The 19,999-nt window shown below is 37.1% G+C and carries 17 protein-coding genes and 1 pseudogene; all 18 read right to left on the reverse strand.

Translation table 11 applies throughout. The annotated features are described in order from the left end of the window. Positions 1 to 2: 2 nt before the first annotated feature. Positions 3 to 833 (reverse strand): carbohydrate ABC transporter permease, encoded by an 831-nt coding sequence (locus ACYT32_RS03975; protein ID WP_395264599.1) that lies wholly within the window; start codon positions 831 to 833, stop codon positions 3 to 5. After that, complete coding sequence (locus ACYT32_RS03980) at positions 833 to 1,774, reverse strand: carbohydrate ABC transporter permease (protein ID WP_395264598.1); 942 nt, start codon at positions 1,772 to 1,774, stop codon at positions 833 to 835. The genes ACYT32_RS03975 and ACYT32_RS03980 overlap by 1 nt, the downstream gene beginning before the upstream one ends. Further along, entirely contained in the window at positions 1,767 to 2,855 is a 1,089-nt protein-coding gene (locus ACYT32_RS03985) for an ABC transporter ATP-binding protein (RefSeq protein ID WP_395264596.1), read from the reverse strand. The genes ACYT32_RS03980 and ACYT32_RS03985 overlap by 8 nt, the downstream gene beginning before the upstream one ends. 145 nt (positions 2,856 to 3,000) lie before the next feature. Further along, positions 3,001 to 3,417: a cupin domain-containing protein gene (locus ACYT32_RS03990; RefSeq protein WP_395264595.1), complete on the reverse strand. Its 417-nt coding sequence runs from the start codon at positions 3,415 to 3,417 to the stop codon at positions 3,001 to 3,003. Between the two features lies 1 nt (position 3,418). Beyond that, positions 3,419 to 3,742 carry a carboxymuconolactone decarboxylase family protein gene (locus ACYT32_RS03995; RefSeq protein WP_395264594.1) on the reverse strand — a complete coding sequence of 108 codons (324 nt, stop codon included), beginning with the start codon at positions 3,740 to 3,742 and terminating at the stop codon, positions 3,419 to 3,421. 222 nt (positions 3,743 to 3,964) lie between these two features. Beyond that, complete coding sequence (locus ACYT32_RS04000; protein ID WP_395264593.1) at positions 3,965 to 4,411, reverse strand: MerR family transcriptional regulator; 447 nt, start codon at positions 4,409 to 4,411, stop codon at positions 3,965 to 3,967. Positions 4,412 to 4,448: 37 nt separating this feature from the next. After that, positions 4,449 to 5,153: an SDR family oxidoreductase gene (locus ACYT32_RS04005; protein WP_395264591.1), complete on the reverse strand. Its 705-nt coding sequence runs from the start codon at positions 5,151 to 5,153 to the stop codon at positions 4,449 to 4,451. A gap of 13 nt (positions 5,154 to 5,166) precedes the next feature. Then, positions 5,167 to 7,692 carry an ABC transporter permease gene (locus tag ACYT32_RS04010; protein ID WP_395264590.1) on the reverse strand — a complete coding sequence of 842 codons (2,526 nt, stop codon included), beginning with the start codon at positions 7,690 to 7,692 and terminating at the stop codon, positions 5,167 to 5,169. A 9-nt stretch (positions 7,693 to 7,701) separates the two neighbouring features. After that, a complete protein-coding gene (locus ACYT32_RS04015) occupies positions 7,702 to 8,403 on the reverse strand; it encodes an ABC transporter ATP-binding protein (protein WP_395264589.1) in 702 nt (233 codons plus the stop codon). 125 nt (positions 8,404 to 8,528) lie between these two features. Further along, positions 8,529 to 10,472, reverse strand: a complete 1,944-nt coding sequence (locus ACYT32_RS04020) for a M13 family metallopeptidase (RefSeq protein WP_395264588.1) — start codon at positions 10,470 to 10,472, stop codon at positions 8,529 to 8,531. A gap of 239 nt (positions 10,473 to 10,711) precedes the next feature. Then, positions 10,712 to 11,197, reverse strand: a complete 486-nt coding sequence (locus ACYT32_RS04025) for a PTS sugar transporter subunit IIA (RefSeq protein ID WP_395264587.1) — start codon at positions 11,195 to 11,197, stop codon at positions 10,712 to 10,714. Continuing rightward, entirely contained in the window at positions 11,198 to 11,971 is a 774-nt protein-coding gene (locus ACYT32_RS04030; protein WP_395264586.1) for an HAD-IIB family hydrolase, read from the reverse strand. A 1-nt stretch (position 11,972) separates the two neighbouring features. Beyond that, positions 11,973 to 13,652 (reverse strand): annotated as a pseudogene (locus tag ACYT32_RS04035) (PTS transporter subunit EIIC). A gap of 121 nt (positions 13,653 to 13,773) precedes the next feature. After that, positions 13,774 to 14,538, reverse strand: a complete 765-nt coding sequence (locus ACYT32_RS04040; RefSeq protein ID WP_395264585.1) for a MurR/RpiR family transcriptional regulator — start codon at positions 14,536 to 14,538, stop codon at positions 13,774 to 13,776. A gap of 115 nt (positions 14,539 to 14,653) precedes the next feature. Continuing rightward, on the reverse strand, positions 14,654 to 15,118 hold the full coding sequence (locus ACYT32_RS04045; RefSeq protein WP_395264583.1) for a universal stress protein: 465 nt from the start codon (positions 15,116 to 15,118) through the stop codon (positions 14,654 to 14,656). Between the two features lie 18 nt (positions 15,119 to 15,136). Further along, on the reverse strand, positions 15,137 to 16,357 hold the full coding sequence (locus tag ACYT32_RS04050; RefSeq protein WP_395264582.1) for a carboxylate--amine ligase: 1,221 nt from the start codon (positions 16,355 to 16,357) through the stop codon (positions 15,137 to 15,139). 363 nt (positions 16,358 to 16,720) lie between these two features. Continuing rightward, positions 16,721 to 17,875: a BspA family leucine-rich repeat surface protein gene (locus tag ACYT32_RS04055; protein ID WP_395264581.1), complete on the reverse strand. Its 1,155-nt coding sequence runs from the start codon at positions 17,873 to 17,875 to the stop codon at positions 16,721 to 16,723. 211 nt (positions 17,876 to 18,086) lie between these two features. Next, positions 18,087 to 19,991: an asparagine synthase (glutamine-hydrolyzing) gene (gene asnB, locus ACYT32_RS04060; protein WP_395264580.1), complete on the reverse strand. Its 1,905-nt coding sequence runs from the start codon at positions 19,989 to 19,991 to the stop codon at positions 18,087 to 18,089. Between the last annotated feature and the right edge of the window lie 8 nt (positions 19,992 to 19,999).

The raw sequence follows: 19,999 nt of genomic DNA on the forward strand, positions 1-19,999 counted from the left end.
AATTACTTAACAGCCCCCTCGTTCATTCCTGACCTAAAGTAATGCTGTCCGATAAATAAGACAATGATCGTCGGGATAACGATGATTGCTGCACTAGCTTGAATCATTCCCCAGTCGTTGAAAGTCTCTTCGGATTGCAATTGTCTCAGTCCATTTTGAATAACTCGCGAGTTGTTACTAAAAGTGGTCAACATTGGCCAGAGATATTGGTTCCAGGCGCCTAGAAAACTATAAGCACCTAATGTGATCATACTGATCTTGTTGTAAGGTAAAACAATGTGCCAATAAAATTGGAAGTGATTCAAACCTTCAATATCTGACGCTTCCTTTAATTCAGCTGGAGTTTGCATGAAAGATTGACGTAACATGAAAGTCCCGAAAGCTGAAGTCAAAAATGGAATGATCAAAGCACCATAATTATCCAAGAGTCCCATGTGCTTGATTGTCGCAAAGTTAGGAATGATTTCAGCTTCAAAAGGAAGCATCATCGTTACTAAAAAGAGAGTGAACAATAATTTTCTAAAACGGAATTTTAAGAAAACAAAGGCATAAGCACTCATTGAACAAAATAGTAATTGGGTAAACATTGTTACTGTCGCAATCACCACTGTATTAGCCAAGTAACGCAAAATTGGTGTTTTAGTGAAGGCTGCCACATAGTTATTCAAAGAAATATCAGTTGAAAATAGATTACCTTTTGCAATATCCATTGTTGGCAAGAAACTAGTCCAGATTCCAATAAAGAATGGCGCTAGGATAATGACTGCCAATACGATCAACAAAATATAATCAAAAACTTTTTTTAAAGCTGCACGCTCGTCAAAACTTTCCATTAATAGTTCACCCTCTTCTCAAGGAATTTGAATTGGAGCAAGGTGAAGAAGGCAATAATAATCGTTAAAATAATTGCTTCTGCACTAGATTTAGCATAGTTGCCACTATAAAAGGCATCTTTGTAAATTCGATAAACTAGCATATTAGTGGCGTTAGTAGGACCACCTTTAGTAATCAAGTCGATCAAACCAAAACTCTTGAAGGCCTCAATGATCGTAATCGTTGAAACGAAGAACAGAGTTGGTGAGATCATGGGAACCGTAATGTGGAAAAATTGGAAATTGCTAGAAGCTCCTTCAACATCGGCAGCTTCATACAATGTACTTGGAACAGACTGCATTGCCCCTAGTAGAATTAGGAACGTAAAGCCCAGATTCATCCAGACGGTTGTGATAATAACGGCCCACATTGCACTATTTGGATCGGTTAGCCAGTTGACAGCTGGTAAGTTCAACCAGCTACTCATTAAGGCAAAGAAACCAGTCGATGGGTTGAAAATAAAGAGCCAGAAGATGGCAGCAACTGAGACGGAGACACCCATGGTAAGAGAATACAAAGTTCTAAAAATGGCAATTCCCGCTAACTTTTGACTAGCTAGATGGGCTAATAACAGACCTAACGCCACGGTGAAGAAAGTTACCCCCACAACATAGGCCAAAGTTACTACCATACTAGATATAAAGTCTGGTGAAGAGATTAAATTGACATAGTTTCCCAAACCAACATAGACCGTTGTTTTACCCAAGGTATTGGTCAAAAAGAGACTAATATAAAGTGTTTTAAACATCGGATAAAATACGAATAATCCTAAGATCAATAATGATGGTCCAAGAAAAATAAGCGCATAGTAATTATCTTTAGCATTCAAACGAAAACTGTGACGTTTAGCTTTAACAGCTTTCTTTTCTGAAATGACATCATCTGTAGAGGTTTTAAGCATTGACTACTTCCTCCTCACTTTTAGTGATATTGACACCATCACTATTGAATACCAAAGCATGACCCGAAGCAGTTACTTTGATCATGTCATAAGCTTTATAATCAGCTTCACTTGGTACAATGATGGCAACTTCCATATTATTATTGTTCATCTTGGCATAGACGATCTTCTCATCGCCCAAAAATTCAACGGTTCTAACCGAGGCATTAGCGTCCAATTCTTCGGCGTGTTCAATCATCATTTCATTAGGTCTAATACCAACTGTAAAGTTATCCTTGGGAACTTGTTGATCGATCTGCAATTCAAAGTCATTGTTAACGTTAATGCGACCGTCAGCAATCCGACTGGCAGGTAGAATGTTGATTGGTGGAATTCCAAAGAAGCTGGCAACAAATTCGTTAGCGGGATGCTTGTAGATTTCAGTCGGTGTACCAATCTGTTGTACTTTTGAGTCATGCAAGACCATGATGTGATCGGCCATCGTCATAGCTTCAACTTGATCGTGAGTAACATAGATCAAGGTTAAGCCTAATTTTCTTTGTAAAGCGTAGATTTCTTGGCGCATTTTGATTCGTAATTGAGCGTCAAGGTTAGACAATGGCTCATCCATCAAACAAATCTTGGCATCACTGGCCACAGCACGGGCTAATGCAACTCGCTGTCTTTGTCCACCAGATAGTTCTCGAGGTTTACGGTCTTTCAAATCTTCCAAATTAACCATCTTGAGTGCTTCATTAACTCGAGAATCAATCTCATCTTGAGAGTTGTTCTTACGAGCCTTGAGTCCAAAGGCAACGTTATCCCAAACGCTTAAGAATGGGAATAAAGCATAGCTTTGGAAAACCATCGTGAGATTACGATCCTTGGGTGGTAAATCGTTAACCAATTTGTCATCAATTCTAATCTCACCGCCACTGATTGGCGTTAAACCAGCGATCATCCGCAAGAGCGTACTCTTACCGCATCCTGATGGTCCAACGATCACGAAGAATTCCCCAGTTTCAATTTCAGCATTTACATCATTTAAAACGTTTTTTTCTGAATCATAACTTTTAGTAATATTTGTTAAAGTTGTAGACATTATCCGATACCTCCAAATAAATCATTGGTTATAGTATGGGATTGGAATGTTTATATATAATCTATTTTCTGTAAATTTACTGTAAAAAAAATAGACTGTTTTCACAGTCTAAGTTAAGAAACTTTACAAAAATAGTTTTGAAAATTTAGGCCTGTAGTTGGTCGTAATCTTCGTCAGTAACCTTTTCAAGCCATTCTGATTTACCTTTAGTAATGGCAACATGACTGAACCAACTATCTTTCGTAGCTCCATGCCAGTGTTTAACGCCCTCCTTAATGACCACAACATCGCCCTTTTTCAATAATTGAGCTGGTTTGCCCCATTCTTGATACCAACCGTTTCCACCAGTAACTAGTAAAATTTGATAACCATCGTGATGAATATGCCAATCGTTGCGACAACCAGGTTCAAAAGTAACATTACCAATCCCAAAATCAATATTGTCTTCGTGACTAACTAAATTTTGTAAATAGCTTTGCCCGATGAAGTATTGCGCATAGGCATCGTTTTTTTCTCCAGTGGCAAAAACTCCGTCAGTTTTTAAATTTTCATTTTTTACCATACTATTTTTCATCCTTACAAATTTCCTTAGCACGATTGAAGGCGCTCCAAGCTTTAGGCCAACCAGCATAAAATGCTAAGTGTGTAATTTCAGCGACAATTTCTTCTTTCGTGATACCATTTTTCTTGCCTATTTTTAAATGTGCATCTAATTGTTCCAAGTTTCCGGCTGAAATAATACTGGCAATCGTGATGAGCGAACGATCATGTGCCGAAAGTTCAGATTCCTTACTCCAAACTTCTCCAAACAATACATCGTCATTTAAAGCTGCAAATTGTGGAGCAAACTCTCCAAGTGCGTTGCGTCCTGCCGTTTGTTTTACCATAATCAATTCCTCCTTGCTTCGATAAATACATTAAACAACTTAAAGTCAACTTTAAGTCAAGTTAATAATCAAAAGAATTGAAACTGGGGCATAAATTTGGAATAAAAACATCGTTTCTTTTGCTTAATGTAAAAATAGAGCGGCAACTCGATTTTGAGTTGCCGCTCTATTACATGAAAAAGTGTTTTAATTTTTAAGCGTAATATCTATTTATCACGCTTATTAACGATCTTCTAAGTAACTATGATTCAAGCTCTGCAGGTAATCGGAGAATTGTTCACTATCTTCGATATGTCCATTTTCCTTACCTTTGTACCAGTCTAATTTATCATTCAAAACAGTCCAACTGTCTTGAAGTTGTTGAAATTCAACTTCGAAGTTACGACGGACTTCTTCTAAAAGCTCGATCCGTTGATTTATAGTTGAATCGCCTTGGGCACGCAATTTAACATATCGTTTCAACTGCTCAATAGTCATCCCGGTACTCTTCAGATGTAACAAGAATCGAACCCATTTAGCGTCTTGATCGGTGTAATAACGTACTCCACTATCAGTTCGATGAGGTCTGATCAGTCCTTCTTTTTCGTAATAGCGCAAAGTGGGACTATTCAGACCAACTAATTCTGAAAAATCACCGATACGATAATGTTTTTCCGTCTCTACAGGCATTTCTTTCACCTCTATTTAAATAACTGCCAGCCAACTCCTAAAGGTCAACACCACCGTCAACTCTTAAGACCTGACCTGTGATAAAATCGTTTTCCATTAAATAAACATAAGCTGACGCTACTTCTTCGATTTTTGCCACGCGTCCTAAAGGAACATTTTCAGCCACATTGGTTTGTTGTTGAGCCAATTGCTCTGAGTCCATCGCTCTCCACAAACCAGTTGGGGTCCACGTTGGTGAGACTGCATTGATACGATAATTAGGAGCTAATTCGACAGCCACTCCCTGCACCATGGTATTGATAGCTTGATTACCAATAATAGCTCCAGAAGCATCATAGGGATGGCCACCTGAACCAGAAGTTAGAATAATTGAACCATGGTTACGTAAATGTTTGCTGGCAATTTGAACTAATTGCAAATTAGCGAAGAACTTATCATCGATAGCTTTGCGAATATCAGCGACCGAATTATTCAAAAAGCCACCGCCCATTGCACCACCTAACATCGAAATAATGTGATCGAAAGAACCATATTTTTCAAAGAAATGTTCCAATTGTTTTTCATCTTGAGCATCTAATGAGCTGCCTTGAATATTATCGTCATATCTTAATTTATTAACTCGCTCTTGATCACGGCCGATGACATAAACGTCAGATTCTTTATGCTTAGCCATAATAGCGACTTCTTTTCCAAAGCCTGAAGTGCCACCGATTATTAGAATTTTTTTATTTTCTAAATCCATCTTAATACCTCAATCATTCATTAGATTTCAATGCGCCGATCATATCGATATGCTGCAGTTTCTTGTGTGTTACTAGCATAACAATAGCTGTGAAAATTATCATCAATAAAGTAGCTATCAAATATCCCAACAGATGGATCGTTAATGGGAAAATGACTTGTTCTGTCGCGGCTTGTTGCAGAATATAGGCGGTCAATAAATTACCGACCAAATAACCAACAATAATCCCGACGATCGTCAAAATAATGTTTTCACGAACAATATACATCGTTACCTCATTATTATAAAACCCTAAAACTTTAATTGTCGAAAGCTCTCTAATTCTTTCTGAAACGTTGATATTCGTCAAGTTATATAAAACGACAAACGACAGGATTCCCGATAAGAGGACGAAAATCAAAATAATTGGTTTCAAGGATGATGACATCTTTGAGACGGTACTCAAAACATCGTGCGTATAGCTAGTCCCCATAACCTCACCGGTTGCTAATAATTGATTGGCCAAATGTGTTCGCTCTTTAGAAGTCTGGGACTTCAATTTCAGCAGCAATGTATTAGTTGTAGCCTTTTGACCAAACTTTTCTTGGTAAGTTTTTGGACTCAAATATAAGAAATGACCGATAAAGTTTTCTGTGATGGCACCGACTTTTAGTTGGACCTTTTTACCAGCCGTAGTTTTGACAGTAATCGTATCGCCTTTTTGAACCTTTAATAGTTGCGCCGTCTTCTCGGATAAAATTACGTCCTTTTGTTTTAAACTATTATCCAGATGAACATATTTCTTGAATTTGTCAACTGAAGTTGGGGTATAAAGGTTGACATCATTGACTTTTTGACTGCCTTTATCAAGGTTGACCGTTGTCGAGTTAATTGCCAGACTATTCTGATATTGTTGATCAGCTTGTAAAACTTTCGTAACTTTGGTCAATTTGGCTTGATCGTTTAACTTCACAATGGCTTGATATTTGAAAATATCGCTATATTGCTGGTCACCGCTGGCTCCAATCGAGTTTTGAATTCCAAAACCAGTTAGGATCAAAGCAGTACCACCAGCAATACCGATAATCGTCATAAACATTCGGGACTTGAAACGAAAGAGATTTCGATAACTGACTTTACTATTAAAACTCAATCGGTTCCAAAGCGGTTTGATGCGTTCTAACAAAATTTTCTTTGCTGATTTCGGTGCCTTAGGTCTCATTAAAGCAGCCGGACCTTCAATTAGTTCACGACGGACCACGATAACTGCTGCACCCAAAGTAGCCAGCAACGAGAAAATCAAGGCAATCAGAATGACCCACCATTGCAATTCAACTACCCAATTGAGATCAATATACTGCTTATAGAGTGCTAAAACGATTCTTGGCAAAGTTTCATTACCGATTACGGCTCCTAAAAGAGCTCCTATAACGCCAGCTGAAATTGCATAGTAATAATAATTACGTGAAATTTCCCATTTGGTATAACCGAGTGCTTTGAACGTCCCAATCTCGCCTCTAGCTTCCTCAACCATTCTAGTAATCGTTGTGAAGGTTATTAAAGCAGCAATCAGGAAGAAAAAGACTGGGAAAACATTAGCGATGGCAGCGATTCGATCAGAACTTTCACCATAGGCCGAAAATCCTGGCAAATCAGATCGTGTTTGCCAAGTATAATTAGTCTTTGATTGCTTAAGAATCTTTGCTTTAGCAGCATCCAATTGTGCCTGTTGCTGACTAGCCATTTGCGGATTCAGCTGTTTCAATTGATCAAGTTGTTTTTGTTGCTGATTCAAGGTCGTTAAATAACTAGCTGACAGTTCTTCAGTTCGTTGTTGAGCCCGATTTTTAAATTTCTTCTTCAATAAACTCAACTTATGATCAACATCGTCTTTGTAATTGTCGTTGAAGGTATTTTCTTTCTTTAAACTTGGAAAACGAACGTTGAGCATTGTGGCAACTGACAAGTTCATTTGTTTAGCCGGAATATAGGCAAACAATTGAACTTGTCCATCTGAAATATTGGTCGTTCCTCGAGATTGATTATCGATGTACTGTGGCGAATCTGCAAAACCGACTATCTTGTATGATTTTTGACTTAAGCCAGAATTATTTGCAAATTTAAATTGCTGATTCAATTTATAACCATACTTCGATTGGGCCCGTTTATCTAAGACGATCTCATTGTCATTCTTTGGCAAGCGACCACTCTTCATAATCAGCTGGTTTTGTTTCGATTTAGCAGAATAACCGTACAAGGCCACGGCAACTTTACTTTTTCCACCAATTACATACTTAAATTTCGTAGTTTCTACTTGAGCACCGGAAACCTCTTTCGCAAGATCGATATCTTTCTTAGTAAATCCAGTTGTTGAGAGGACTTGAATATCGGAGAGGTTTTTTTGACTGACAGTTTTATCCAAAGAATCATTCAAACTAGGGCCAGCTGCTTTCACACCAACGAAAATCAGGACACCTAGCATGATGATCAAGATAATGGCGATAAATCGTCCCTTAGACTTTCTCACGTCTTGCCACATATTTTTTGTTAATGGACTCATTTTTTTCACCTACCATTCGATATCCTGGACTGGAGTAGGCGTGGGATTGTCGGTAATTGACTGCACTTTAGCATCGTGGATTCGAATCACCCGGTCAGCCATCTTAGCCAATTCGGAGTTATGAGTAATAATAATGACGGTTTTATCATCATCGTGACTTGCTTTTTGTAACAGCGTTAATACTTGCTTACCTGTTTCATAATCGAGTGCGCCTGTTGGTTCATCGCACAACAATAGTTTGGGATTCTTGGCTAAAGCTCTAGCAATAGCTACTCGTTGCTGTTCCCCACCCGACAATTGGGATGGAAAGTTATCGATCCGCTGTTTTAAGCCAACTGCTGTCAAAATTTCACTAGCATCTAAGGCATCAGGCACGATAGCTGAAGCCAGTTCAACATTTTCTTTGGTCGTTAGATTAGGAATCAAATTGTAAAATTGAAAAATAAAGCCGACATCATTGCGCCGATATGTAGTCAATTCACGCTCGGAAAATTTTGCAATATCAGTTCCATCAATGATGACTTGTCCATCAGTTGGCGTATCCATACCACCTAAAATATTGAGCACCGTTGATTTACCAGCTCCACTAGGGCCTAAGATCACGGTCAATTTGCCTTGATCTACGTCAAAGGTCAACTTGTCGTTGGCAATGATCGTGGTTTCTCCCATCTGATAACGTTTCGATTCATTTCTTACTTCAATATATGCCATTGTTCTCACCTTTCCTCATTAATATCTATTATATAAAAAAGCGAGTCCATCGCAAAAAATAATAAAAAAATTCCAAAAAAAGAAGCCTAATTGAATTCACAAATCAGACTTCTAAAAATTTATTTTTACCAAATATTTACACGTTTATCTTCGTCTAACCACATACCATCGCCTGGTTTAACATCAAAAGCAGGATAAAATTCATCCATGTTTTGAGCCATCACATTAGCACGCAATGGAGCTGGTGAGTGAACATCGATTGAAAGGAACATTTCGGTCAATTGCTTAGTTGACTTATTTCTCCAAACTTTTGCCCAATTAGTAAAGAAGGCTTTGACATCAAAGTCACTATCTTGTTTAGCAGCTTCCAAGGCACAACGCAATCCTCCAACGTCAGCAACATTTTCACTAACAACTAAGGTTCCGTTAACTTTACTGCCAGCATAAGGAATGCCATCGAATTCATCGATCATCTTCTTGGTAAGATCTTTGAACTTAGCATAGTCTTCTTTAGTCCACCAGTTATTCATATTACCGTATTCATCGAATTGAGCTCCATTGTTATCAAAGGCGTGGGAGATCTCATGAGCAATTACGGCACCAATTCCACCGAAGTTTTGGCTATTTGTTTGTTGCAAACTATAGAATGGAGCTTGCAAGATAGCTGCTGGGAAGGTGATGTCATTTCTGGATGGATCATAACAAGCATTGACCATATGTCCTGGCATCAACCACTTTGTTCGATCAACTGGTTTGTGATATTGATCTAAGGAATCTTGAACGATCAATCTTCTCAAGCGAACAATATTATCATATAATGAATCATTTTCATTAATCTCAAATTTGCGATAAATATCTTGGATCTTGTCAGGATAACCAACTTTGATGACGATCTTATCCAACTTCACGATGGCTTTCTTCTTGGTATCTTCACTCAACCAAGCGTTGTCACTTAAGCGCTGTTCATAGATAGAGATCATCTTTTCTACCATACTTTTAACGTCAGCTTTGGCCTTTTCACCAAAGTACTTTTGACCATAAAAAACACCGACAACTTCACTGAACATACCTGAAGACAAGTGATAAGCATACTTGGTCCGATTTTGTAGTTCTTTAGCACCACTTTGAGCCAATTGATATTCACCAATCGTTTGACGGAATTCTTCATCCAAAATCGAAGCGTTGCCAGTCAAGAATCTGACCATCATCCAAGCTTTAATATTTTCAAAAGTATCGTCATTAACGAGTTTATCTAAGTTGTCTAAATATCTTGGTTCAGTAATGATAACTTGTTCTGGCGTGTCATTAATTAAACCAACTACCAAGCTCTTCAAGTCAAGCTTGTCTGATTTTGTTACAAAGTCAGTGAACTTCATTGGGTTATAGGACTTAGTATAGTCGGCCCATTCTTCAGAACTCTTGACGATCGGAACTAAGGACTTATCAAATGCTAAAGCTTTTTCAACAATATCTTTAGCGTCATCTAACTTATAACCAATCATCGATAACAATCTTCCGGCAACTTCACCATATTTAGCTAACAGTTGCTTACCTGATTCATTATCTTCAGCATAGTAAGACTTGTCTGGCAAAATCAATCCCGCACCACCGATATATAAAGCATTCTTGGCGGTATTTTTCATATCGGCGTCGACTGATCCATCGATTGGCAATGAAAAACCATCCTTGGACAATTGAGCCATATTGTCACTTAGATCTTGCAAACTATTCAAATCACTAATGCGTTGCATATCTTTCAAAATTGGTTGTTGATGGAACTTACTCAAATGATCAACATTATTGGCCAAACGATACAATTTGATTGCCTGCAACATCAAGTCATCATTGATTTTAGTTTCATCTGTCGCAAAGTCGTGAAAGACTTCCATCATTTTCTTTTCAACATCTTGATCGAGATCTGTGAATCCACCAGTACGTGACTTATCGGCTGGAATTTTCGCTTTTTCTTGCCAAGCACCGTTGACAGCTAAATATAAATTATCTTTAAATTCGGCTGGTTTAGCGTCAAACATATCGCCAGCACCACCGACTACTCTATTCATTAACATATTCTTCACCGCCATGTAATAATAATATTACTACTATATCACAAACCAATTTTATTAGAAAAATTTTCATCTTTCTTAAATCCGAATATTTATTGAATCTTTGTGAAGGCATACTTTTCAATATCTTAGGTAATCATCAACGTTATTATACTGAGAAGTTTCAATTGAAAATTGATATAACAAACACGTTAAATAGGAGTCCAAATTTTTTATTTGGACTCCTATTTATTCTAAACTATTCAATCCTTAACTATTGTGGCGGCTAACTCCCCAACCTTCTTAGTACCTGTTGAAGATTTAGCTGATAATTTTAAGTTATCACTATTAGTGATAATCACCATCGTAGTAGTTTTCTTACCAGCATCCTCAACTTGATTAAGGTCCATGATTGCGATTGGATCGCCTATTTTAACAGTGTCGCCTTCTTTTACCAAAATTTCAAACGGTGAACCTTTTAGTTCAACTGTATCAATACCCATGTGAATTAGTAACTCTAAACCATCAGTTGTTGAGATTCCAATCCCATGTTTTGTCTCAGGTACCATTGAAATTGTTCCAGAAACTGGAGAATAAAATTTACCGTCTTCAGGTCGAAAGCCATAGCCATCTCCCATCATTTTTTGACTAAATACAGGGTCTTCAACTTCTGATAAGTCGATAACCTGACCATTACCAATAGCCATTAGGGCTTGATCATCTTTACTTTTACCAAATAATTTGAACAATTATCTTACCTCATTTGGATTTAAATATTTTGTTAAGTCAGAAAAATTATCAATATAATTATCTGCCTTACTCTTCACTTCTTCATTAGCATGTGAGATACAAAAAGACAAATCAGCCCTCTCAAACATTGGGGTATCATTTCCTGAATCTCCCACAACAATAATCTCACGATTGTAACGTTCACGAATTGCATCAACTGCGGTTCCCTTAGAACACCCTTGTGCAGAAATTTCAATTCGCTGTTGTGTTCCTCCCTCATAAATAGAAAGTTTAGGAAACATCTTCTTTAATTCTGCAAAAACTTTATTAAATCGATTACCGGGTCGAGCATTTATCTTATATACTTTCATGTTTGAAACTGTTTCAAATGGATCATCTAAAGTTATTAAATTCATGCCCCATAATCGTTTAGTATCTGTAGCCTTATACGAACCAACTCGACTGATTCCATCTAAGGCATCAAAAATCACATGGTTTGTCTTCAGATAACTTAGGATGTCATCTAGATCTTTTCTTTGCAAAGGCTCATCAACTAGGACTTCTCCACCAAATCCAGTAATTGTCGATCCATTGAATCCAATTTTTATATCCGCCCTAAGATTATTTTCTTGCTCTAAATAATTTATTTCTTTAATAGACCGTCCCGTTGCAATGCCCAAAATATAGCTTTCTTTCAATTCGGAAAAGGCCTTTAAATCAGCCTTTTGAACTGAATGTGAGTCCATTACAAAAGTTCCATCTAAGTCGGTAAGTATTATCTTTTTTTCTGTCATATTACTCACCCATCCCTAAGACATCTTGAATCTCCATCTTTAAGACATTAGCGTGACCACCGTAGATTGATTGCATCTGCATACCTGATTCATTGAATCCCATGGCTCCAAGATTATTAACAATTGTATCCTTATCAACAACGCTCTTGTCTTTAACATTGATTCTTAAACGAGTAATACATGCATCTACATCAGTGATATTTTAAGGACCACCATGTGCTTCAATCAAGGCCAAAGCTTGTTCATGTGTTGACAACTTAGCAGTTGATGAAGTAGTAGCTGTTACCTTACCTTCATCTTTAAGAGTATGAACTCCCATTTTCTTTCTAGTTTCATCCTTACCATGAAGTTTAATATCCTCAGTATTATCATCACGTCCTGGTGTCTTGCAGTCAAACTTCAAAATAGCAAATCTAAATACAAAGTAATACATCGCAAAGCAGAAGACACCTACAATTGGCATAATATACCATTTTGTTTTTGTTCCTTGAAGAACCCCGTAAATAATAAAGTTAATCAATCCGTGCCCCGTAGGAGTCAAGTATGCTGCACCTAAAGCTGAAGTAACAGCCATTGTTAAACCTGCAAGAACAGCATGGATGGCATAAAGAGCTGGAGCTACGAACAAAAATGTAAATTCGATAGGTTCGGTAACACCTGTTAAGAAAGCTGTTGCGGCGGCTGCGAATAGCAAACTTCCAACTTTCTTCTTATTTTCTGGTTTGGCACAAGTATACATGGCCAGTGCAGCACCAGGTAAACCAAACATGTTGTACACAAATTTACCAGAACTAAAACGAGTGATCAGTGGATTAATTGCACCACCATGAGCTAATGAAGCCATATATGCGGCAATTGTACCTTGATATTGACGTCCACCAATCGTAAAAATACCACCTAATTCAGTTGTTCTAACTGGCCAATTTAAACCATGATGTAAACCAAATGGTAGTAAAAGACGTTCGATTACGCCGTAGAAGAATGTTCCAATTGAACCAGATTTAAGAATCAAAACCGATAGTGCAGCAATTCCTGTTTGAACTACTGGCCAAACAAAGAAAAAGACAACTGCAGTCATAGCCATGACTGGCATAATTAAAATTGGAACTAATCTTGGTCCGCTGAAGAAGTCTAGAACTGTTGGTACATGCATCTTAATAGCACGCTTATGAACAAAATAAACAATCACACCTGTAATAATTCCACCAAAAACATTTAAATCCATTGTTTGGATACCCAAAACTGTTGTCTGCATCTTATCAGCTAATGCTAGAGCAGCCTTAGTTGGATCCATTCCTGCCGTATCAACTAATTGACCAGATGCACTAAGTAAAAAGTTCATCATATATTGAAGTGTTAGATAACCTAAAAGTCCGGAAATAGCGGCAGATCCTTTTTCATGCTTTGCTAATCCAACAGCCACACCAACTGCAAAAATGACTGGTAAATTCTTAAATGCCGCTGATCCCATGGTTGATAAGAATCCCATAATAAATTGGAACGTGTGATTCTGCATCCATGGATACATTTTAACCGTGTCGGCATTAGTGAATGCTGAACCTAGCCCTTGAAGAATACCAGCTGCAGGTAAAACCGAAACTGGTAATAGAAAAGACCGGCCAAACATTTCAAAACCTCGAATGAGGTTATTTCTTTTTCCTGTACTTGCTTGAGCCCCCATATAAACATCTCCTTAATAATTGGATCACTTTTCATTTACTAAGGTATCATCATTATCTCAAGAATTCCCTTTTTATAAGGTTTAGACCTTAAAAGGTCAAATTTTACTTTAGCGTAAAAAATTACTCTGTTTTTGAATCGTGATTGACAATATATTCAAAAAATATGTCTGACGCTACATTAAGCATCAATCTTGAACGCATACGTTTTCTAGGTACAGGAGATTCATAGACCATCAAGTTGACATCACTGAGCTCTATAACAGATTTTGCATTGGTGCCCGTAATAGAAATAATCTTTGTACCATTTGCTTTAGCCGACATTAAGTACTTATTCACTAGATCATTGCCACCCCCTAGTGAAATTACAATAATCACGTCTTTGTTACTAGAAATATCGGCAATATCTCTGATGGCATACAATTCTTCATAATCGTTTGACCAATAATTCAGGAGTTTCAATTTACGATTTAGATCACTTGCTACACTGACACTAGATCCGCTACCAACACAAAAGATCCGTCTCGCTGAGTTAATTTCTTCTGCGAAAGCCCTAACCTTTCTTTCATTTTGCATGTCAATGGTCTTCTCAAAATCACCTTTAATGCGAGTTATTATTTTGTCAAAATTCTCAGTAATTTTCTGGTCATTTTGATCTTCATCCAAATATTGAGCTGCATCAAACTTCATTTGACTGAAGGAATCATAACCTAATTTTTTTGCAGCGCGAACTATAGTAGCACTTGATAAGAAAAGGCTATCTGAAATATCCTTTATTTTTAACTTATTAGGAACCTTAGAAGATATTACATAATCGATAATCAACTGCTCGTTAGCTGTTAAACCTTCATATTTATCAGCTATTCTTTTATAAAAATCGGAATTCATAAGTTTATGTAACCCCTTTCTATATTTAGTTTAAAAAAAGATGAGGCCATAGCCTCATCTTATCATTACTTAATTGGACCCTTTTTCGTTCTGTAAGCGAACTTTTCAAATCTGATTATCTAATAACACTAACAGAACATTTGGAATTATTAACAATCTTTGAAGCTTGTGAACCGATCGTGTTGCGATTTCTATTCTTATCTTCAACACCTACGATCACAAGATCTGGTTGGAAACTAGGAATCACTTTATCAACGATCGTTGAACCAGGATTACCTTCTGTTACCATCAAATGAATGTTCTTAACTCCATATTCTTCGGCTTTTTGTCCGTATAATTCTAGCAGTTTCTTGATTTCTCCACGACGTTCTTTCAATACTTCGGGATCAAGTGATTGGAAAATATTTAAATCACCTGTTTCCAATACTGACACAATCCCTAATTCTGCATCGTGATGTCTAGCAAGTGAGCAAGCATAATTAAACGCATTCTTAGATGAGACAAAGTCATCTGAATCGACACAGATCAAAATTTTCGAATACTCTACTTTTTCAACTTTGTATCTTTCTATTTCGTCCATCAATTAAGCCTCCTAGGACTATTTAAAATCGCGTCCCTTATTTTCTTGGAAATATTTATCAAACCGTTTTACATAGTTGTGGAACATGTAAGTCATCAACAACCAACGTTTGAACGATTTATCTTTATCGTAAAAGACTGTCGTTCCAATGCGATCTTGTTTGATCAATTCGTTAGCATAATCAGTTGCTTCGTTCTTGGCGGCGTATTTTTCAAATACTTTAACCGGAACACCTAGCCACAACTTATGTTGAGCCTTATTCTTATTAGCATAAACAGTTGGTTCATTTTCAAGACTGCCTTCAACATAATCTTCGACCACGTATTGGGCCAAGTTATAACCATTCAACGTTACAAAGAAACTACTTCTACCTTGACGCAAGTTGATTTCAAAGAATTTGAATGTCTTATCACGTGAGTCATACTTCATATCGAAGTTAGCATAACCAGTAAATTCAATATCCTCTAAGAATTTTTGGACCTGGTCATAAACATCCTGATTGAATTCTGGGATGATAGCCACATAATTACCGATTGCTTGAGGTGTAGGATCTTCCAAAATTGGGTGACCTAAACACATCATCTTAACGTGATGTTCCTGATCAACGTAAGCGTTCAAAACACGCATGTTAGAGTCATCACCAGGGATGAAGTCTTGTAGGATCAAGTCTGATGTATAACCATTATCATAAATTTTGCCAACAATACTCATATATTCTTCTTGGGAATGAATTGTGAAAGCCTTTTTCCGACCTTCAAAATGAATATCCAACCATTCAACACTATTGGCAGGTTTCAAAGCTACTGGGAAATTAAAAGGAACATCCAAGTCAGTCTTTGTTTCGTACATATCTTTTGTAATAATCTTAGTTAATGGATGTGGCAACCCATGTTCTTCGGCAACTTTGTAGAAACTCTCTTTATTATTCAATGATCTCAAGAAATCATAGTCAACATATGGGCAGACAAATGTTTTCGACAATTCCTCTTTATGTTTACTGATCAATTCTGCATAACCATCGCCACAAGCTAATAAAATTACTGGTTCTTCATGATTTTGATAGATTTTGGCAATTTCACGCATTTTTTCAATAAAAACAGGGTCTTCAGAAAATCCTGGGTTTAGAGTTAAATCTAAGATCTTTGTATATCTAGTCGGTGCCAATTGGATATCGGCATAGGCTTTAACTGTGCCCCCATACAGTTCATGGAAAGCACGTGCCATTCCGTAAACATTCATGTCACTACCTAAAATTATAGGCGTGAATTTTTTTCCTGATTCAGTTTCGATAGGGATCAACCTCTTACTATATTAATTCTATTTTTAAATTTTCACACATTTCAAACAAAATTATACCATACTCACTTTATCACAACGAGGGGCACTCAATTATTTAATCGATTCAGCTTACGACTTTCTTAATTTATCAGCCTTTGTAGGACTTTTTAATTAACTTGATAATATGAAAAAATATCACTAAATCGTATAACGTCATAACGCCATTTTGAATATCGGATCGACGAAAAAGACCCCTGATTCCTAATTTGAAATCAGAGGATATATTATATTTATTTCACCAAAAGATGTTTTAATGTGAAATGCTTAAGCTTTTTCCAAATCAACAGTTTCTGAGTCAACGAATTCATTGGTCGAAATCTGATAATACTTATGATCATTTAAGATGACTTCTTTAGCTACTGGCCAACTGCTCAATGCACCTAAACCACGATTGCTCAACATCTTAGCTCGGCTATTGTAAAGGTGAGTCATCATCACATCTTTAGTTTTAACGACTTGTCTAGCATCCCGATATAAGTAAACATCCTCAGCTTTGACAAATGAATTTCCTAACACGTGATAATATTTTTGACCTTGCACTTGGATCATCTTATCGCTAAACCAACTGTAATTTGGCCGTAACTGATGTCCAACATTAATTTCACCATTAACTTTGTACGTCTGAGCATATTTCAAATCAGGATGAACGGTAATATACTGCATAAACTTAGCGCCTTTGACTGTAGAACTATCGTCTTCTGGTTCTACGGTCTCTATGGGTTTGGCTGGCTTATCTTTTTCGACTGGCTCAACTGTACTAGCTAATCTGAGTGAACCATTTAATTCTGGCTGTTCAATTGGTTGGAAGTTAACTTGATCTTCACAGACCAAGCCCTCTTCAGTTGCTTTAACGTGAACTTGTTGCTTATCAGCTTTAAAACCAACTTTTTGTGGCAAATTCAACTCAAAAGTACTCCCGACATATTCTGGACGAAGCTGTTCCGGAACTTCAATAATCAAATCTTCGTGCAAATTATTAGCTACTGCCACTTTATTTGAACCGTGGTATTCCACAGCTGGTTTTATGACCCAGTTTCCTTTATCGTGACGGCTGAGTAATTCAATTGAATTAATACCGGCCTTATCGACTGGCTTAGGATTCTTAGACGTACCGCTGCCCACTTCGATCCAGACATGATTCTTCAATTTGAGCGTATGCTCTTGGTCCTTGGGTACTACAAATTTCTCACCTATTTTTAGTGATTTCAAAGCATCAGCCGATTCAAACATTGAATCCATCTTTTGAACTTTTTGTGTATCAAACGTTGTCAAATCAAGTTCTTCCAACGCTTCACAACCAGCAAACATTTGTGACATATCACGAACTTGTTTGGTATTAAAACTGGTTAAATCTAACTTTTTCAATGAGCGACAATTGAGAAACATTTGACTCATATCAGTAACGTGACTAGTATCCATTGTTTTACCCCTACTTCTGTTCTAAATCTAACCCCTTACTTTAAATTTAGAAAAACTCACAAGTTTACTATAACAAACGTCCTATGTTTCCGTTACCAATAACAAAATCTTTTATTGTTTCTTAAACTTATTTTTATTTAAATGACTAAAAATACTCCCTGATCCTTAATCTAGAATCGGGGAGTATCTTTGTTCTTAAATTAAAATCATTCTATTTTTGATCAGCTACGACAACTTGTGGGTCAACATCAGGCTTCTTACCACCATCAATAAAGTAAACTTTATACCAAATCAAGAAGGTATAAATTGTCCAAACCTTACGACGATCATCGTTTTCACCACGATAACAACCATCGAGCATCTTCAAAATTGCATCTTGGTCAAAGAATTCACCAGCAAAATCTGAACTGAACAATTCACGGAAGTCTTCATAAACTTCTTTTGTCTTGATCCAGTCACGAATTGGTACTGGGAAACCAAGTTTTTCACGCTTAGCCCATTCAGAAGGCAAAGCACGTTCAGCAGCTACACGTAAAGCATACTTACTATCTTTACTATTTAGCAAATACTTCGTTGGGATACCCGCTGCCACTTTAGCCACTTCTTTATCCAAGAACGGAACACGTAATTCCATCGAATTGGCCATACTCATACGGTCAGCCTTCAAGATGATATCGTTTGCCATGAATTGGTGAAGGTCAAGATATTGCATCTTCTTAACTTCGTCATCATAATCACGTACTTTGTTGTAACTTCTCATCACGATATCATGAACTGAACGTGACTTTTCAAATTCAGGTTTGACCAAGTCGCTAGCTTCTTTTTCAGTAAAGATCTTAGCTTGACCGATAAAGAATTCTTCAGCTTTAGCAGTTGATTCATACAAATGTAAACGACCTGGGAAGTTTGGCATCTTCTTCAAGCCATGAGCCAACTTGTACTTAACACCCTTAGGTAACTTCTTCAAATCTTCAGCTACAACTCGAATAGCCTTTGAATGTGAGTGGAAACCATAGTTAGCATATCCTGCAAATAACTCATCGGCACCTTCACCAGATAAGATAACGGTAACGTCGCGGCTAGCTAATTTGGTAAGGAAATATAACGGTACACATGAAGGATTGGCATCAGGTTCATCCATATAATATTGAATCAATGGCAAGGACTTGATTGCTTCTTCTTTTGTAACGATACCACGAGTATTTTCGAGGCCTAATTTGTCAGCTAAGAGTTTTGCGGCAGAGCCTTCTTCATAAGTACTTGTATCAAAATCGATCGAGTAAGTATGTTGAGGTTTCAAAATAGCAGTAACGTAACTGGAATCAACCCCACTGGATAGTAATGAACCAACTGGAACATCACTGATAGAGTGTTCTTCAACTGATTGACGCAATGATTCGTCAATACGTTTAACTGTTTCTTCAAATGATAGGTTATTTTCTTTGAAGTCCATATCCCAGTACTTCTTAATGCTCAACTTGCCATTCTTATATGTGAAGTAGTGGCCTTCTGGAATGCGGAAAACATTCTTAAAGAAAGTTTCGTTCATTGCTGAATATTGGAAAGTCAAATATGGCTTCAAAGCAGCTTTATTTAATTCCATCTTGAAGTTAGGTTCTTTCAAGAAAGACTTGATCTCTGAACCGAAGATGAAAGTACCTTCACGATTGTAATAATACAATGGCTTGATACCAAAGAAATCACGGGCACCCGTCATATCACCAGTCTTTAGATCATAGATGACAAAGGCAAACATTCCACGAATCTTCTTCAATAAGCCTTCGATACCCCACTCTTCAAAACCGTGAAGTAAAACTTCAGTATCAGTTTCAGTTGTAAAAGTATGTCCAGCATCTAATAATTCTTTTCTAATACCTTGGTAGTTATAAATTTCACCATTGAAAATAATAGCTTTAGACTTGTCCTCGTTGTAGATGGGTTGCATTCCACTATTAATATCAATGATACTCAAACGACGGAAACCTAATGCAGCATTTCCATCGAATAATTCACCGGAACTATTTGGTCCACGGTGTTTGATTGTTTCCATCATTGCCTCAATCACAGGCTTTTTGTCTGCAATATTTTTATCTACGAATCCGACGATTCCACACATAAAAAAAT

Source organism: Companilactobacillus sp. FL22-3 (genome assembly GCF_054881455.1).

Bases quoted from the DNA above. Each gene is read 5' to 3' on its own strand.
- ACYT32_RS03975 (WP_395264599.1), bottom strand. From the start codon at position 833: ATGGAAAGTTTTGACGAGCGTGCAGCTTTAAAAAAAGTTTTTGATTAT.
- ACYT32_RS03980 (WP_395264598.1), bottom strand. From the start codon at position 1,774: ATGCTTAAAACCTCTACAGATGATGTCATTTCAGAAAAGAAAGCTGTT.
- ACYT32_RS03985 (WP_395264596.1), bottom strand. From the start codon at position 2,855: ATGTCTACAACTTTAACAAATATTACTAAAAGTTATGATTCAGAAAAA.
- ACYT32_RS03990 (WP_395264595.1), bottom strand. From the start codon at position 3,417: ATGGTAAAAAATGAAAATTTAAAAACTGACGGAGTTTTTGCCACTGGA.
- ACYT32_RS03995 (WP_395264594.1), bottom strand. From the start codon at position 3,742: ATGGTAAAACAAACGGCAGGACGCAACGCACTTGGAGAGTTTGCTCCA.
- ACYT32_RS04000 (WP_395264593.1), bottom strand. From the start codon at position 4,411: ATGCCTGTAGAGACGGAAAAACATTATCGTATCGGTGATTTTTCAGAA.
- ACYT32_RS04005 (WP_395264591.1), bottom strand. From the start codon at position 5,153: ATGGATTTAGAAAATAAAAAAATTCTAATAATCGGTGGCACTTCAGGC.
- ACYT32_RS04010 (WP_395264590.1), bottom strand. From the start codon at position 7,692: ATGAGTCCATTAACAAAAAATATGTGGCAAGACGTGAGAAAGTCTAAG.
- ACYT32_RS04015 (WP_395264589.1), bottom strand. From the start codon at position 8,403: ATGGCATATATTGAAGTAAGAAATGAATCGAAACGTTATCAGATGGGA.
- ACYT32_RS04020 (WP_395264588.1), bottom strand. From the start codon at position 10,472: ATGTTAATGAATAGAGTAGTCGGTGGTGCTGGCGATATGTTTGACGCT.
- ACYT32_RS04030 (WP_395264586.1), bottom strand. From the start codon at position 11,971: ATGACAGAAAAAAAGATAATACTTACCGACTTAGATGGAACTTTTGTA.
- ACYT32_RS04040 (WP_395264585.1), bottom strand. From the start codon at position 14,538: ATGAATTCCGATTTTTATAAAAGAATAGCTGATAAATATGAAGGTTTA.
- ACYT32_RS04045 (WP_395264583.1), bottom strand. From the start codon at position 15,118: ATGGACGAAATAGAAAGATACAAAGTTGAAAAAGTAGAGTATTCGAAA.
- ACYT32_RS04050 (WP_395264582.1), bottom strand. From the start codon at position 16,357: ATGAATGTTTACGGAATGGCACGTGCTTTCCATGAACTGTATGGGGGC.
- ACYT32_RS04055 (WP_395264581.1), bottom strand. From the start codon at position 17,875: ATGGATACTAGTCACGTTACTGATATGAGTCAAATGTTTCTCAATTGT.
- asnB (WP_395264580.1), bottom strand. From the start codon at position 19,991: ATGTGTGGAATCGTCGGATTCGTAGATAAAAATATTGCAGACAAAAAG.